This is a genomic window from Massilia sp. Masssp93 (genome assembly GCF_059491295.1).
Map to the genome: position 1 here is coordinate 5,221,398 of NZ_CP168502.1, position 14,048 is coordinate 5,235,445.

Here is a 14,048-nt window from a genome sequence, read left to right on the forward strand (position 1 = left end):
CTCGGCGGTAGAGGTACGGCGACAGAAGCGCGCCGGTAGAAGCACGTCGTTCCCGCGCAGGCGGGAACCCAATGTGCGCGACCTGCCGGAAAACCTGGATCCCCGCCTGCGCGGGGACGACGGATTCAGGCCTTCTTGAGCTGCTCCCCGATCGGCAGCTTGCGCACCCGCTTACCGGTCGCCGCGAACACCGCATTCGCCAGCGCCGGCGCGATGCCCGCCGTCCCCGGCTCGCCGATGCCGCCCGGGTCGTCGTGGCTGTTCACGATATAGACTTCCACGATCGGCGCCTCCGGCATGCGCATCACGCGGTAGTCGGAGAAGTTCGTCTGCTGCACCCGCCCCTTCTCGACCGTCACCTCGTCCCACAGCGCCGCGCTGGCGCCGAACACGATGCCGCCCTCCATCTGCGCGACGATGGTGTCCGGGTTGACGTTCTGGCCGCAGTCCACCGCGCACACGACGCGGTGCACGCGCACGTCGCCGTCCGGCCCCACCGACACTTCCGCCACCTGCGCCAGATAGCTGCCGAACGCGAACTGCGTGGAGACGCCCCGCCCCAGCTTGCGCCCCGCGACGGGCTTCAACGGCTTGCCCCATCCCGCCTTCTCGGCCGCCAGGTTCAGCACCGCCAGGGTGCGCGGCGATTTCTGCAGCAGCGCGCGGCGGAACGCGACGGGGTCCGTCTTGCTCGCATACGCCAGCTCGTCGATGAAGCTCTCGACGACGAACACGTTGTGCGTGGGGCCGACGCCGCGCCAGAACGCCGTCGCGAGGCCGGGCGGTTCGTGGCGCACGTACTCCACGCGGATGGCCGGAATCGAATACTGCAGGTCGGCCGCCGCTTCCACGGCATCCGGGTCGACGCCGTTCTTGACCATCGGCGGGGCGAAGCGCGCCATGATCGACGATCCCGTCACGCGGTGGAACCAGGCCACGGGCATGCCCTTGTCGTCGATGCGCGCCGACATGCGGTCCACGTAGTACGGGCGGTACATGTCGTGCTGGATGTCTTCCTCGCGGCTCCAGATGATCTTCAGCGGCCCCTTGGCCAGCTTGGCGAATTCCACGGCCTGGATCACGTTGTCGACTTCGAGCCGGCGGCCAAAGCCGCCCCCGATATAGTGGTTGTGCACGCGGACCTTGTCGACCGGCAGCCCGGTGAGCTTCGCCGCGGCGCCCTGCGCCAGCGCGGGCACCTGCGTGCCGACCCAGATGTCGCAGCCGTCCGGCTTCAGGTCGACCGTGCAGTTCATCGGCTCCATCGTCGCGTGCGCGAGGAACGGGACTTCGTAGACGACGTCGATGCGGCGCCCCGGACCAGCATCCAGCGCCTTCAACGCGCCGCCCTTGTCCGTGGCGACGGCGCCCGTGTTCTGCGACACCTTCATCATGTCGGCGACGATGCCGGCCAGGCTGACGTTGGCGTTGGCGCCGTCGTCGAAGCGCGGCGCGGCGGCCGCCAGGCCCTGTTTCGCGGCCCAGAAGTGGTCCGCCACGACGGCCACGGCGCCTTCGATGCGCAGCACCTGGCGCACGCCCTTCACCGCCATCGCCTTCTGCTCGTCGACGGCCGTCACCTTGCCCCCCAGGACGGGCGACGCCGCCACGGCCGCGATCCCCATGTTCGGCAAGCGCGCGTCGATGCCGAACTGCGCGGACCCGTTGACCTTCGCCGGCGAGTCGAGACGCTTCACGGGCTTGCCGACCAGCGCGAACGTGGACGCGTCCTTGAGCTTGACCTCGGCCGGAAACTTCAGTTGCGACGCCGCGTCCACGACCTCGCCGAAATGGACGGAGCGGTTCGACGCCTCGTGGCGGATCGTCCCGGCCACGACTTTCAGGTCGCCGGGGTCCACGTTCCAGTTCTTGGCGGCCGCCTGCACGAGCACCGTGCGGACCTTGGCCCCGGCCTCGCGCAGCGGTTTATACGTGGACCGGATCGACGTCGAGCCGCCCGTCACCTGGCCGCCCAGCAGCGCGTCGGCGTACAGCGAATTGTTCGCGGGCGCCTGCTCCAGTTTCACTTTCGAGAGATCGGCACCGAGCTCCTCGGCCAGCAGCATCGGCAGCGACGTGAACGTGCCCTGCCCCATCTCGACCTTGTGGATGATGAGGGTGACGATGCCGTCGCGGTCGATGCGGATGAAGGCGTCGTGCGCAAGGCCCGGCGGCTCGTTGGTCATGGCGGTCGAGGCCTGGCCGACGGCCTTCTCGGACGGCGGTTCCTTGCGGTCGCCGGACGGCGCCTCGCCGGGCCCCTGCTTGTGGCAACCGAACAGCGAGAAGCCGAACAGCAGGCTGCCGCCGCCGACGGCACCGGCTTTCAGCAACTGGCGGCGCTTGTTCGAGACGGCGGCCGCTTTATCCCCGGTAATCTGGTCCATGTGGTCGCCCTCTCTCATGCCTGGCCGGAAGCGATCTTGATCGCCTTGCGGATGCGGTTATAGGTCCCACAGCGGCAGATATTGCCGGCCATGGCGTTGTCGATGTCGGCGTCGCCCGGCTTCGGGGTCGCGTGCAGCAGCGCGGTGGCCGACATGATCTGGCCCGACTGGCAATAGCCGCACTGGACGACGTCGATCTTGCGCCACGCGTCCTGCACCCTGGCCCCGACCGGGTCGTTGGCGATCGCCTCGATGGTCGTGATCTTCTTGCCGGTCGCGGCCGACACGGGCGTCACGCACGAGCGGATCGCCTGGCCGTCCAGGTGCACGGTGCAGGCACCGCACAGGGCGGCGCCGCAGCCGAACTTGGTGCCGGTGAGGCCCAGCACGTCGCGGATCGCCCACAACAGGGGCATGTCGTCGGGGATATCGAGGTCGGTAGTGGTGCCGTTGACGTTCAAGGCGGGCATGGGGTTCCTTTCCGTAGCAGATTGCCAACTATAGGACGAACACTGAAGGCAATGGCGCACGAGTCATGGCCATACTGCCAACTCGCAGGATAGCGCGAATAGCAAGAGTCCGCCCGGGCCCGGTGCTGCATAAAAATCAGGCACGACGGCTTTTGGTGTATCCTATGGCCCATCGCAACAACGGCTTCACGCCAACTATGCCCGAGCACCCTGCTGACGTCCGCACGGACGCCAAAACCCACCGATCGCTGTTCGAACGGTTGACCGCACTGATTTCCCCGGAACCCGAAAACCGCGCCGAGCTGCTCGAAGTGCTGCACGACGCGCACGAACGCAATCTCATCGACGCCGACGCCCTCTCCATGATCGAAGGCGTGTTCCAGGTGTCCGACCTGTCGGTGCGCGACATCATGATCCCGCGCTCCCAGATGGACGTGATCGACATCACCAAGCCGATCGAGGAATGGCTGCCGATCGTGCTGGAAACGGCGCACTCGCGCTTCCCAGCCATCGAGGGCGAGCGCGACAAAGTGGTCGGCATCCTGCTCGCCAAGGACCTGCTGCGCTACTACGCGGAAGAATCGTTCGATGTGCGCGACATGCTGCGCCCGGCGATCTTCATCCCGGAATCGAAGCGCCTGAACGTCCTGCTGCGCGACTTCCGCGCGAACCACAACCACATGGCCATCGTCGTCGACGAGTACAGCGGCGTGGCCGGCCTGATCACCATCGAAGACGTGCTGGAACAGATCGTCGGCGACATCGAGGACGAGTACGACTTCGACGAGGAAGAGGACAACATCCTCTCCATCAAGGAAGGCCAGCACGGCCCGCGCTGGCGCGTGAAGGCGCTGACGGAGATCGAGCAGTTCAACGAAGAAATCGGCGTCGACCTGCCCGAGGACGACGTCGACACCATCGGCGGCCTCGTCGCGAGCCACCTGGGCCGCATGCCGCACAAGGGCGAAGTCTTCGACCTCGAAAACCTGCGCTTCGAAGTGCTGCGCGCCGACGCGCGCCAGATCCACGTGCTGCTGGTCGAAAAACTCCCGGCCGCCGACGACGATCACGATTGACGCGGGACCTGCAGTGTTGGCATCCAGTCTGAACCCGCGGCGCCGCCGCAAGCCCGCCGTGGCGCCCGATCCCGCGCTGCGCGGCACGCGGCCGAGCGCCGCGGGCCTCATCGTGGCGGCCCTCGCCGGCGCCTCGAGCCTGTTCTCGTTCGAACCCTTCGGCTGGTGGCCGCTCCAGTTCATCGCGCTCGCCTACCTGTTCTACCAGGTCGGCATGGGCAGCTCGACACGCCGCGCCGTGTTCCTCGGCTGGGCGTTCGGCTTCGGCTGGTCGGTGGCCGGCATGCACTGGCTGTATATTGCGCTGAACCGCTTCGGCGGCCTGCCGGCCGTGCTGTCCGCGATCGCCATCGCTTTGCTGGGCCTGTATATGGGACTGTTCGGCGCGTTCGCGGCCGGCGCCGCGTCCTGGCTGCGCAAACGCTGGGCGCTGCAGGTAGCAGCGTTCCTGCTGCTCGTCTTTCCCGTCTGCTGGGGCGTGTCGGAATGGATGCGCGGCTGGGTGTTCACCGGTTTTCCCTGGGCGGCATCCGGCTATGCGCATGTGGCGGCGCCCCTCGGCGGCTTCGCGCCGGTCCTCGGCGTGTACGGGATCGGCGTGCTGGTGGCCATGTGCGCGGGCTGCATCGCGATGCTGACCCAGCGCCGCAAGCTGCCGGCGATCGGCCTGTTCGCCGCGCTGCTGCTGGCCGGCTGGGGCCTGAAGCACGTCGCCTGGACCGAACCTGCCGGCAAACCGCTCACCGTGCGCCTGCTGCAGGGGAACATCCGCCAGGACGAGAAATTCAGCGCCGAGCACCTGGGCGAGATCCTCGTGCGCTACCGCGACATGATGACGGCCGCGCCGGCCGACCTGATCGCGGCGCCGGAAACGGCGATCCCCGTGTTCCCGAACCAGCTCCCGCCCGACTATCTGCAGACGTTCCGCGACTACGCGGCGCGCACCGGCAGCGCCTACCTGTTCGGGATTCCTCTCGCCACAAGCATGACGGTGTACGCGAACAGCGTGGCCGGCATCGGTCCGCAGGGACAGTCCTACCGCTACGACAAGCAGCACCTGGTGCCGTTCGGCGAATTCATCCCGACGGGCTTCCGCTGGTTCACGGACCTGATGCAGATCCCGCTGGGCGATTTCACGCGCGGCCCGGCCGTGCAGGCGCCGTTCGCCGTGAAGGACCAGCGGGTGCTGCCGAACGTCTGCTACGAAGACGTATTCGGCGAAGAGATCGCGCACAACCTGCGCGCGGAAGCGCAACCGGCGACGGTGCTGCTGAACGTGTCGAACCTCGCGTGGTACGGCGAATCGGTGGCGATCCCGCAGCACCTGCAGATCTCGCGCATGCGCACGCTCGAGACGGGCCGCCCGATGCTGCGCGCCACGAACAACGGCGCCACCGCCGTCATCGACGGCCGCGGGAACGTGCAGGCGCTGCTGCCGTTCTATCGCCAGGGCACGCTGGCGGCCACGGTGCAGGGCATGGCCGGCAGCACGCCGTACATCCGCTTCGGCAACCTGCTGTTCCTGGCCCTGGGCGCGTTGCTGCTGGGTGGCGCCTGGTTCGCGGGACGGCGCCGGCAGACGACCGGATAAAATAAGCGATTCACTTCAAGCCAATCAGTAAAACCCGCTAGAATTGGTGTTTTAGCAAACCCGCCGTGTACGCGCGCCGTGCGCGCGACGCCTCAGGCAGTCGCAGGCTCCAAGTCAATAATATGCTTACATTCCAACAAATCATCCTGACGTTGCAAACCTACTGGGACAAACAGGGTTGCGCCCTGCTCCAGCCGTACGACATGGAAGTCGGCGCGGGCACCTTCCATACCGGCACCTTCCTGCGCGCGATCGGACCGGAACCCTGGCGCGCCGCCTACGTGCAACCGTCGCGCCGCCCCAAGGATGGCCGCTACGGCGATAACCCGAACCGCCTGCAGCACTATTACCAGTACCAGGTCGTCCTGAAACCGGCGCCGGAAAACATCCTCGACCTGTACCTCGGTTCGCTGGAAGCGCTGGGCCTGGACCTGAAAAAGAACGACGTGCGCTTCGTCGAGGACGACTGGGAAAGCCCGACCCTCGGCGCCTGGGGCCTCGGCTGGGAAGTCTGGCTGAACGGCATGGAAGTCACGCAGTTCACCTACTTCCAGCAGGTCGGCGGCCTCGATTGCAAGCCCGTGCTGGGCGAGATCACGTACGGCATCGAGCGCCTGGCCATGTACCTGCAGGGCGTCGAGAACGTCTACGACCTCGTGTGGACCGAGTGGGAAGAGAACGGGGAAAAGAAGTCGCTGAGCTACGGCGACGTGTTCCACCAGAACGAAGTCGAACAGTCGACCTACAACTTCGAACATTCGAACACCGACCTGCTGTTCCAGGCCTTCAATAATCACGAGAGCGAAGCCAAGCGCCTGATCGAACTGGCGCTCACGCTGCCGGCGTACGAACAGATCATGAAGGCCTCGCACAGCTTCAACATGCTGGATGCGCGCGGCGCCATCTCCGTCACCGAGCGCGCCGCCTACATCGGCCGCGTGCGCACCCTGTCGCGCCTCGTCGCCCAGGCCTATTACGATTCGCGCGAGAAGCTGGGCTTCCCGATGCTGCCGAAAGCGGCCGCCTGAGAACAGAACAAGACAACACCATGAATCAGACACTACTCGTCGAACTGCAGACCGAAGAACTGCCGCCGAAGGCACTCGTGAAACTGGGCGCCGCTTTCGCCAGCGGCATCGCGAACGGCCTGAAGGCCCGCGATTTCACGGACGCCGACAGCGTCGTCACCACCTACGCCACCCCGCGCCGCCTGGCCGTCTCGATCACGAACGTGCGCAGCACGTCGCCGGACAAGACCATCCGCGAAAAAATCCTGCCGGTGGCCGTCGCCCTCGACAAGGACGGCAACCCGACCGCGCCGCTGGCCAAGAAGCTGGCCGCCCTCGGCTTCCCGGACCTGAAGGTCAGCGACCTCGAACGCGCCCAGGACGGCAAGGCCGACAGCTTCTTCTACACCTACACGGCGCCGGGCAGCGCGCTCGCCGCGGGCCTGCAGCCGGTGCTGGAAGAGACGGTCGCCAAGCTGCCGATCCCCAAGGTGATGAGCTACCAGCGTCCGGACGGCGCGACCGTGCAGTTCGTGCGCCCGGTGCACTCGCTGCTGGCGCTGCACGGCGAGAACGTCGTGCCGCTGTCCCTGCTCGGCCTCGACGCCGGCCGCGCGACGCTCGGCCACCGCTTCCTGTCGAACGGCCAGCCGTTCGATATCGTCCATGCCGACGCCTACAATGAACTGCTCAAGGTCTTCGGCAAGGTCGTCGCCAATGCCGGGGAACGCAAGGAATCGATCCGCACCCAGCTGCTGGCCAAGGCCGGCGCCGACCAGGTCTTGATGCCGGAATCGCTGCTGGACGAAGTGGCCGCGCTCGTCGAATGGCCCGTCGTCTACGAATGCCATTTCGAGGAAGCGTTCCTGGCCGTGCCGCAGGAATGCCTGATCCTGACAATGCAGACGAACCAGAAGTACTTCGCGCTGACGGATGCCGCGGGCAAGCTGCGCTCGCGCTTCCTGATCGTCTCGAACCTCGCGACCGACGATCCGTCGGCCATCGTCGGCGGCAACGAGCGCGTCGTGCGCCCGCGCCTGTCGGACGCCAAGTTCTTCTTCGAGCAGGACAAGAAGAAGTCGCTGGAATCGCGCCTGCCGCTGCTGGCGAACGTCGTCTATCACAACAAGCTGGGCACGCAGGCCGAGCGCACGCAGCGCGTCACGCGCCTGGCCGGCGCCATCGCCCGCCGCCTCGGCTACGACGTACTGCTGGCCGAACGCGGCGCGCAGCTCGCGAAGGCCGACCTCCTGACCGACATGGTCGGCGAATTCCCCGAGCTGCAAGGCATCATGGGCACGTATTACGCCCGCAACGACAACGAGCACGAGGAAGTGGCGCTGGCCGCCTCCGAACACTACCAGCCGCGTTTCTCGGGCGACGCCCTGCCGTCGACGAATACGGGCCTGACGGTGGCGCTGGCCGACAAACTGGAAACGCTGGTCGGCATCTGGTCGATCGGCCTGCAGCCGACCGGCGAAAAAGACCCGTTCGCGCTGCGCCGCCACGCGCTGGGCGTGATGCGCATGCTGGTCGAGAAACGCCTGCCGCTCGCGCTGTCCGACCTGTTGCAGGACGCCGCCGGCGTGTTCGACTACATGCCGACGTTCAAGGACCCGACGCTCGACGTGACGGCCTTCATGCTGGACCGCCTGCGCGGCCTGCTGCGCGACCGCGGCTTCGCGCCGAACGAAGTGGAAGCCGTGCTGGCGCAGAACCCGGACCGCGTGGACGACGTCGTGCAGCGCCTGGAGGCCGTGCAGGCGTTCGCCGCGCTGCCGGAAAGCGCCTCGCTGGCCGCCGCCAACAAGCGCATCACCAACATCCTCAAGAAGAACGAGGAAGCGCTCGCGCAGGCCGGCGCCGTCGATGCGGCGCTGCTGCAGGACGAGGCGGAGAAAAAGCTGTACGCGAGCGTGCAGCGCGTGCAGCCGGAAGTCGACGCGGCCTTCGAGCGCGGCGACTTCGCGGGCACGCTCAAGACGCTGGCCCAGCTGCGCGACGACGTCGACGCGTTCTTCAACGACGTGATGGTGATGGCCGACGACGTCGCCTTGCGCAACAACCGCCTGGCCCTGCTGTCCATCCTGCACCGCATGATGAACCGCGTGGCCGACATCTCGAAGCTGGCGGCATAAGCGAAACGAAGCCATGAAGCTGATCATCCTCGACCGGGACGGCGTCATCAACCATGACTCGCCCGCATTCATCAAGTCGCCCGCCGAGTGGGTTCCGATTCCCGGTTCGCTGGAGGCGATCGCGCGCCTGAACCAGGCGGGCTACCGCGTCGTCATCGCGTCGAACCAGTCGGGCATCGCGCGCGAGCTGTTCGACATCGCGACGCTGAACGCGATCCACCAGAAGCTGCACGCGAGCGCCCAGCTGGTCGGCGCGGACATCGACGCGATCTTCTTTTGCCCGCACGCGGCGATCGACAACTGCGACTGCCGCAAGCCCAAGGCCGGGATGTTCGAGGAGATCAGCAAGCGCTTCAAGATCAGCCTCAAGGGCGTGCCCACGGTGGGCGATTCGCTGCGCGACCTGCAGGCCGGCTTCATCTGCGGTTGCGTGCCCTACCTGGTCCTGACCGGCAAGGGCGAGAAGACCTACGAGACGGGCGGCCTGCCGCCCGGCACCCAGGTATTCCCCGACCTCGCTTCCATGGTCGACGCCTTCCTCAAGACCGCGTCCACGCCGGCGCCCGCCGCCGCATGACCGCCACCACCGCCACCCCAGCCCTGGAGACCACGCCTTTGCGTACCGCCGCCCTGTTCCTGCGTTCCCTGTTGTTCACGGTCGTCATGGCCGTCGCCACCGTCGTCTGGGCCTGCGTGTGCTTCCTGGCGGCGCCGTTCCCGTACAACACGCGCTTCTGGGTCACGTCGCGCTGGAACGTCTTCATCATCTGGTGCGCCCGCGTCATCTGCGGCATCCGCTACCAGGTGAAGGGTTACGAGAACCTGCCGGACCGTCCCGTGATCCTGCTGTCGAAGCACCAGTCGGCATGGGAGACCATCTTCATGCTGCCGAATATGAAGCGGCCGCTCGTCTACGTCTTCAAGAAGGAGATCCTGTACATCCCCTTCTTCGGCTGGGGCATGGCGCTGCTGCGCATGATCCCGATCGACCGCAGCAAGGGCAAGCGCGCCTTCGCCCACGTCGTCAAGATCGGCAAGGCGCGCCTCGCGGACGGCCAGTCGATCATCATGTTCCCGGAAGGGACGCGTATCCCCGTGGGCCAGAAGGGACAGTACAAGAGCGGCGGTACGCGACTGGCGATCGCGGCGGATGCCACCGTCGTGCCGATCGCGCATAATTCAGGTGAGTGCTGGCCCAAGAATTCGTTCATCAAGCGGCCCGGCCTCATCACCGTCTCGATCGGCAAGCCGATTGCGCCGGAAAACCACACTCCCGACAGTCTGATGCAAGAGGTCGAAAATTGGATAGAATCGGAAATGCGCGTCATTTCGCCCCACGCCTATTCAGGTATTTGAATGAACTGGGCGCGCAGACCAAAGCACCATCGAAGCCGCCCACCATGACCTCCCCCAAGACCGACGCGAACCAGCTGGAGCTGTTCGCCCAGGAACTCGGCGCGGCGCTCAAGCCAGCGCCGACGCCCACGCCCACGCCGGCGGCGAAAGCCGTGCCGCCGGTCCCGCTGTTCAAGGCACCGCCGGTGCCGACCCGCACCTTGCCCATTCCGCCCGTCGGCCCGAACGACCCGCCGCTGCGGCGCATCCAGCTCGGATCGCACACCGTGCACTACGCCCTGCGCCGCTCGGCGCGCCGCTCGCACGGCTTCATGGTCTGCGACGACGGCCTCTTCGTGACGTCGCCGAATCGCGCGCCGCTGGACGACATCGAACGCGCCATCCGCGCCAAGCAGCGCTGGATCCTCACGAAGCTGTTCGAACGCGGCGAGCGCCGCGCCCAGCGCGCCGAACGCGTGCCGGTGGAATGGATCGACGGCGCGCAACTGCCCTACCTGGGCAACGACATCACCCTGCGCCTCGAGCCGGCCGCGCGCAGCCACTGCGTCCACGATGCCGAATCACGCACGCTGCACCTGGGCGTGACGCCAGGCCTGGAGACATGGCAGATCCGCGAGCGCGTGAAGCTGTGGTTCCAGGACGAGGCGAAGCGCATGTTCGGCGAGCGCCTGGACCTGTACGCGCCGCGCGTGGGCGTCACGTATCGCTCGTTCGCGATCTCGTCGGCCGGCACGCGCTGGGGCTCGTGCACGGTGGCCGGGAACATCCGCCTGAACTGGAAGCTGGTGCACTATCCGCTCGCACTGCTGGACTACGTGGTGGTGCACGAACTGGCGCACCTGCGCGAGATGAACCACAGCCCGGCATTCTGGGCCGTCGTCGGCGAGGTCTTTCCGGATTACGATGGCGCCAAGGTGGCGCTCAAGAAGCGGTCGGTGGAGATGCCGGTGCTGTTCCCGGACGAGTGATCAAGGATCACATCGTGGGCACGGGGTGCCCACCCTACGATTCGTCACGATGCACATCGTGGGCACGGGGTGCCCACCCTACGATTCGTCACGATGCACATGTGGGCACGGGGCCCCGCCCGACGATTTACCACAATGCACGTGGCGGCACGGGGTTTTGCGAACGCCGTAGGGTGGGCTCCCCGAGCCCACGGACCACGCGTTCACGATGCGCGGAACTGCAGTTCGCCCGCCGCGCGCGCCTCGACGATGCCCTGCATTGCGCTCACTTCGTCCTTGTTCAGGCACCGGAACGGAATCGGCAAGGTGCCGCGCTTGAGGATCATCATGAAGCCGCTCGAATAGGTGCGGATACGCTGCACGTCGTCCCAGCCGATCAGGCTCACGCCCGTGTCGCTGGTGCGCACGATGCCGTGCTGGTCGATCTGGAATTCGTACATGCGCTTCCCGCGCTGCAGCAGCACGAAGTGCGCGGCCGCCGACAGCGTGCTTTTCAGGCGCAGATACATCCCCATCGGCCAGCGGATATGCCGGCGGCGGATCAGGTAGCCGCCATGCTCCCACATGAAGCGGATGTATTCGACGAACGAGTAACGCACCCAGAAATGCAGGCTGTATCGTGCGGCCGGCGGATGCACGACCGGGATCGTGGCGGCCGGCATCGCGTCGGCGCCCAGCTCCCCGGTGTCAGGCTGGTCCAGAAGCGCGGCCCCGCCGTCCACGTTGCCGGCCGCTCGCGAGCGATTTGACCACAACATGTGCATCCCCTTTCATTTTCTAATTAAAGAGAATGGTAGCAAAAGCTAGGCAATAATTTGTTGCAAGAGTTCAACAGTGCGCACTGTTGCGCCGCGGTGGCGTGCGGCGAAGGCCAGGGCTTGCGCGCCCATCGCGGCGCGCAAGCCGTCATCGTCGAGCAGGCCGGCGGCCGCGCGCAGCAGGGCCGGCGCATCGGGTACGCGCAGCGCGGCGCCCGCGGCGACGGCTTCCTCGGTCGCCTGCAGGAAGTTGAAGGTGTGCTCGCCCACCAGCACCGGCCTGGCCAGGGCGCACGCCTCGATCAGGTTCTGGCCGCCCAGCGGCAGCAGGCTGCCGCCGATGAAGGCGCAATCGCAGGCCGCATAGTAGGCGAACATCTCGCCCATCGAATCGCCCAGCAATACGTCGGTGTCGACACGCTCAGGCAGCGCCGACCTGCGCGCCAGCGTGAGGCCGCGCGCACGGGCCATGTCCGCGACCTCGTCGAAGCGCTGCGGATGGCGGGGCACCAGCACGAGCAGCATGCCGGCCGGACGCGCGTCCAGGGCCTTGTACGCGTCGAGGATCAATGCCTCCTCGCCTTCGCGCGTGGAAGCGCACAGCAGCACGGGACGGCCGGCACAGCGCGTGCGCAGCATGGCGCCCGTGTCCAGCGCAGCCTGGGGCGGCACGACGTCGAACTTGATGCTGCCCGTGACGGCGACGTTGGGCGCGCCCAGCGACGCGATGCGCGCGGCATCCGCATCCGTCTGCGCGGCCACCAGCGTGATCGCGCGGGCGGCATCCATCATCAGGCCGCCGAACTTTTGGCCGCGGCGCAGCGAACGCTCGGACAGGCGCGCATTCACGAGCGCCACCGGCACCCCGTGCGCGGCGCAGCCGTGGATCAGGTTCGGCCACACCTCGGTCTCCATCAGGATGCAGATGGCGGGCTCGAAATGGCGCAGGAAGCGGCCGACCATGAAGCCGGTGTCGTAAGGCAGGAAGGATTGCACCACGCGGTCGCCATGCTTGCCGAACAGCGCGCGCCCGGTGGCGCGGCCGGTCGGCGTCATGTGCGTGAGCAGGATGCGCGCGTCCGGCCGTGCGGCCAGCAGCGCTTCGATCAGCGGCTCGGCGGCGCGGGTCTCGCCAACCGACACCGCGTGCACCATGATGGTCGGACGCGTTTCGAGCCTGCGGCCGTAGAAGCCGAGGCGCTCGCCCAGGTGCGTGCGATAGCCGGGTTCGCGCCGCCCGCGCCACCACAAGCGGCCCAGCACGAGCGGCAGCGCCAGCCACCACAGCAGCGAATACAGCACGCGCATCAACGGCTCTCCAGCAGGCGCCGCGCGGCCGCCACGACGTCGGCGACCGCCGGCGCCGCGCCAGTGTCGCCCAGGTTGACGATGCGCGGCGACCAGTTGCCCTCGGTCTTCCAGCGCGGCGAATCGGCATAGATCTCGACCGTCGGCCGCACGAAGGCGGCGGCGATGTGCGTCAGGCCCGTGTCGACGCCGACCGCGAGCGCCGCGTGGCGCGCGAGTTCCACCGCGTCCATCATCGACAGTTTCGGCAGCACGCGCGCGTTCGGCAGCGCGGCGCCGAGGCGCTCGGCCTCCTCCTTCTCGCGCGGCGAGCCCCACGGCAGCAGGATCGTCATGGGGGCCAGCGCCTGGCCGAGCGCGATCCAGTGCGGCGCCGGCCATTTTTTCGCGTCGCGCGCCGTCCCGTGGAAGAACACGGCGTAATCGTCGGCCGGCATCCAGTCCGGCCGCGCGCTTCGTTCGGGCGCGGGCAGGCCGAAATCGGGCGGCGTGTCGACAGCGTAGCCGAGCGCCGCGGCCACGACCTGGCGCCCGCGCGCCACCGCGTGCGTGCGCGGCTCGACGGCGATGCTGCGGCTGTGGAAGATGCGCGAGACGCCTTCGTAGCCCGAGTCCTCGGTGCCGTTGGCCATGCCGACCTTCTGGCCGCCCGGGCGCGTGCGCGCGCAGGCCATGACGATGCCCGTCTTGATCAGGCCCTGCGTATCGAACACATAGTCGTACTGCTCGGCGCGCAGGTCGCGGAAGAAGCCGCGCAATTCCGCGCGCACGGCCGCATTGCCGAGCCCCTTGCGCCAGCGCCGCAGCGCGAACGGAATCACCTTGCGCACGTGCGGGTTGAGCTTCACGAGGCTGACGTAGCCCTCTTCCACCACCCAGTCGACCCGGGCGTCCGGATAATGGCGGTGGATGTCCGCCACGATCGGCAGGTTGTGCAAGACGTCGCCCAGCGACGATACCCGCACCAGCAGGATGTTCAAGGCGTCACT

The 14,048-nt window shown here is 67.3% G+C and carries 12 protein-coding genes; 7 read left to right on the top strand and 5 right to left on the bottom strand.

Annotated features, from left to right (window positions below; all coding sequences use genetic code 11):
• Positions 1-125: 125 nt before the first annotated feature.
• Together ACEN9Q_RS21595 and ACEN9Q_RS21600 are read right to left on the bottom strand one after the other, a co-directional pair.
• Positions 126-2,387, bottom strand: a complete 2,262-nt coding sequence (locus ACEN9Q_RS21595; RefSeq protein WP_495625987.1) for a xanthine dehydrogenase family protein molybdopterin-binding subunit — start codon at positions 2,385-2,387, stop codon at positions 126-128.
• A gap of 14 nt (positions 2,388-2,401) precedes the next feature.
• A complete protein-coding gene (locus ACEN9Q_RS21600) occupies positions 2,402-2,857 on the bottom strand; it encodes a (2Fe-2S)-binding protein (protein WP_495625988.1) in 456 nt (151 codons plus the stop codon).
• A 197-nt stretch (positions 2,858-3,054) separates the two neighbouring features.
• Here ACEN9Q_RS21600 and ACEN9Q_RS21605 point away from each other — a divergent pair, with 197 nt between their 5' ends.
• The 7 genes from ACEN9Q_RS21605 (at position 3,055) to ACEN9Q_RS21635 (ending at position 10,993) form a co-directional block, all read left to right on the top strand.
• Positions 3,055-3,933 carry a CorC family transporter gene (locus ACEN9Q_RS21605; RefSeq protein ID WP_056441340.1) on the top strand — a complete coding sequence of 293 codons (879 nt, stop codon included), beginning with the start codon at positions 3,055-3,057 and terminating at the stop codon, positions 3,931-3,933.
• A 13-nt stretch (positions 3,934-3,946) separates the two neighbouring features.
• The gene (gene lnt / locus ACEN9Q_RS21610; protein WP_229412688.1) at positions 3,947-5,524 is read left to right on the top strand and encodes an apolipoprotein N-acyltransferase; all 1,578 of its coding nucleotides are present in this window, start codon (positions 3,947-3,949) and stop codon (positions 5,522-5,524) included.
• A 122-nt stretch (positions 5,525-5,646) separates the two neighbouring features.
• A complete protein-coding gene (glyQ, locus tag ACEN9Q_RS21615; protein ID WP_056441341.1) occupies positions 5,647-6,552 on the top strand; it encodes a glycine--tRNA ligase subunit alpha in 906 nt (301 codons plus the stop codon).
• 20 nt (positions 6,553-6,572) lie between these two features.
• Complete coding sequence (gene glyS / locus ACEN9Q_RS21620) at positions 6,573-8,669, top strand: glycine--tRNA ligase subunit beta (protein WP_495625989.1); 2,097 nt, start codon at positions 6,573-6,575, stop codon at positions 8,667-8,669.
• Between the two features lie 13 nt (positions 8,670-8,682).
• Positions 8,683-9,246, top strand: coding sequence for a D-glycero-beta-D-manno-heptose 1,7-bisphosphate 7-phosphatase (gmhB, locus tag ACEN9Q_RS21625; RefSeq protein ID WP_495625990.1), 564 nt, complete (start codon positions 8,683-8,685; stop codon positions 9,244-9,246).
• Positions 9,243-10,025 carry a lysophospholipid acyltransferase family protein gene (locus ACEN9Q_RS21630; protein WP_082547951.1) on the top strand — a complete coding sequence of 261 codons (783 nt, stop codon included), beginning with the start codon at positions 9,243-9,245 and terminating at the stop codon, positions 10,023-10,025. Before gmhB ends, ACEN9Q_RS21630 begins: the two co-directional genes overlap by 4 nt.
• Positions 10,026-10,069: 44 nt before the next feature.
• Positions 10,070-10,993 (top strand): M48 family metallopeptidase, encoded by a 924-nt coding sequence (locus tag ACEN9Q_RS21635; protein WP_495625991.1) that lies wholly within the window; start codon positions 10,070-10,072, stop codon positions 10,991-10,993.
• A 203-nt stretch (positions 10,994-11,196) separates the two neighbouring features.
• Here the strand turns inward: ACEN9Q_RS21635 and ACEN9Q_RS21640 are convergent, their stop codons facing one another.
• From ACEN9Q_RS21640 to waaC, 3 genes are read right to left on the bottom strand one after another with little or no spacing between them, the layout of a single operon-like run.
• Entirely contained in the window at positions 11,197-11,751 is a 555-nt protein-coding gene (locus tag ACEN9Q_RS21640) for a YcxB family protein (protein WP_495625992.1), read from the bottom strand.
• A 45-nt stretch (positions 11,752-11,796) separates the two neighbouring features.
• A complete protein-coding gene (gene waaA, locus ACEN9Q_RS21645) occupies positions 11,797-13,059 on the bottom strand; it encodes a lipid IV(A) 3-deoxy-D-manno-octulosonic acid transferase (protein ID WP_495625993.1) in 1,263 nt (420 codons plus the stop codon).
• Positions 13,059-14,039 carry a lipopolysaccharide heptosyltransferase I gene (gene waaC, locus ACEN9Q_RS21650; RefSeq protein ID WP_495625994.1) on the bottom strand — a complete coding sequence of 327 codons (981 nt, stop codon included), beginning with the start codon at positions 14,037-14,039 and terminating at the stop codon, positions 13,059-13,061. The genes waaA and waaC overlap by 1 nt, the downstream gene beginning before the upstream one ends.
• Positions 14,040-14,048: the final 9 nt, after the last annotated feature.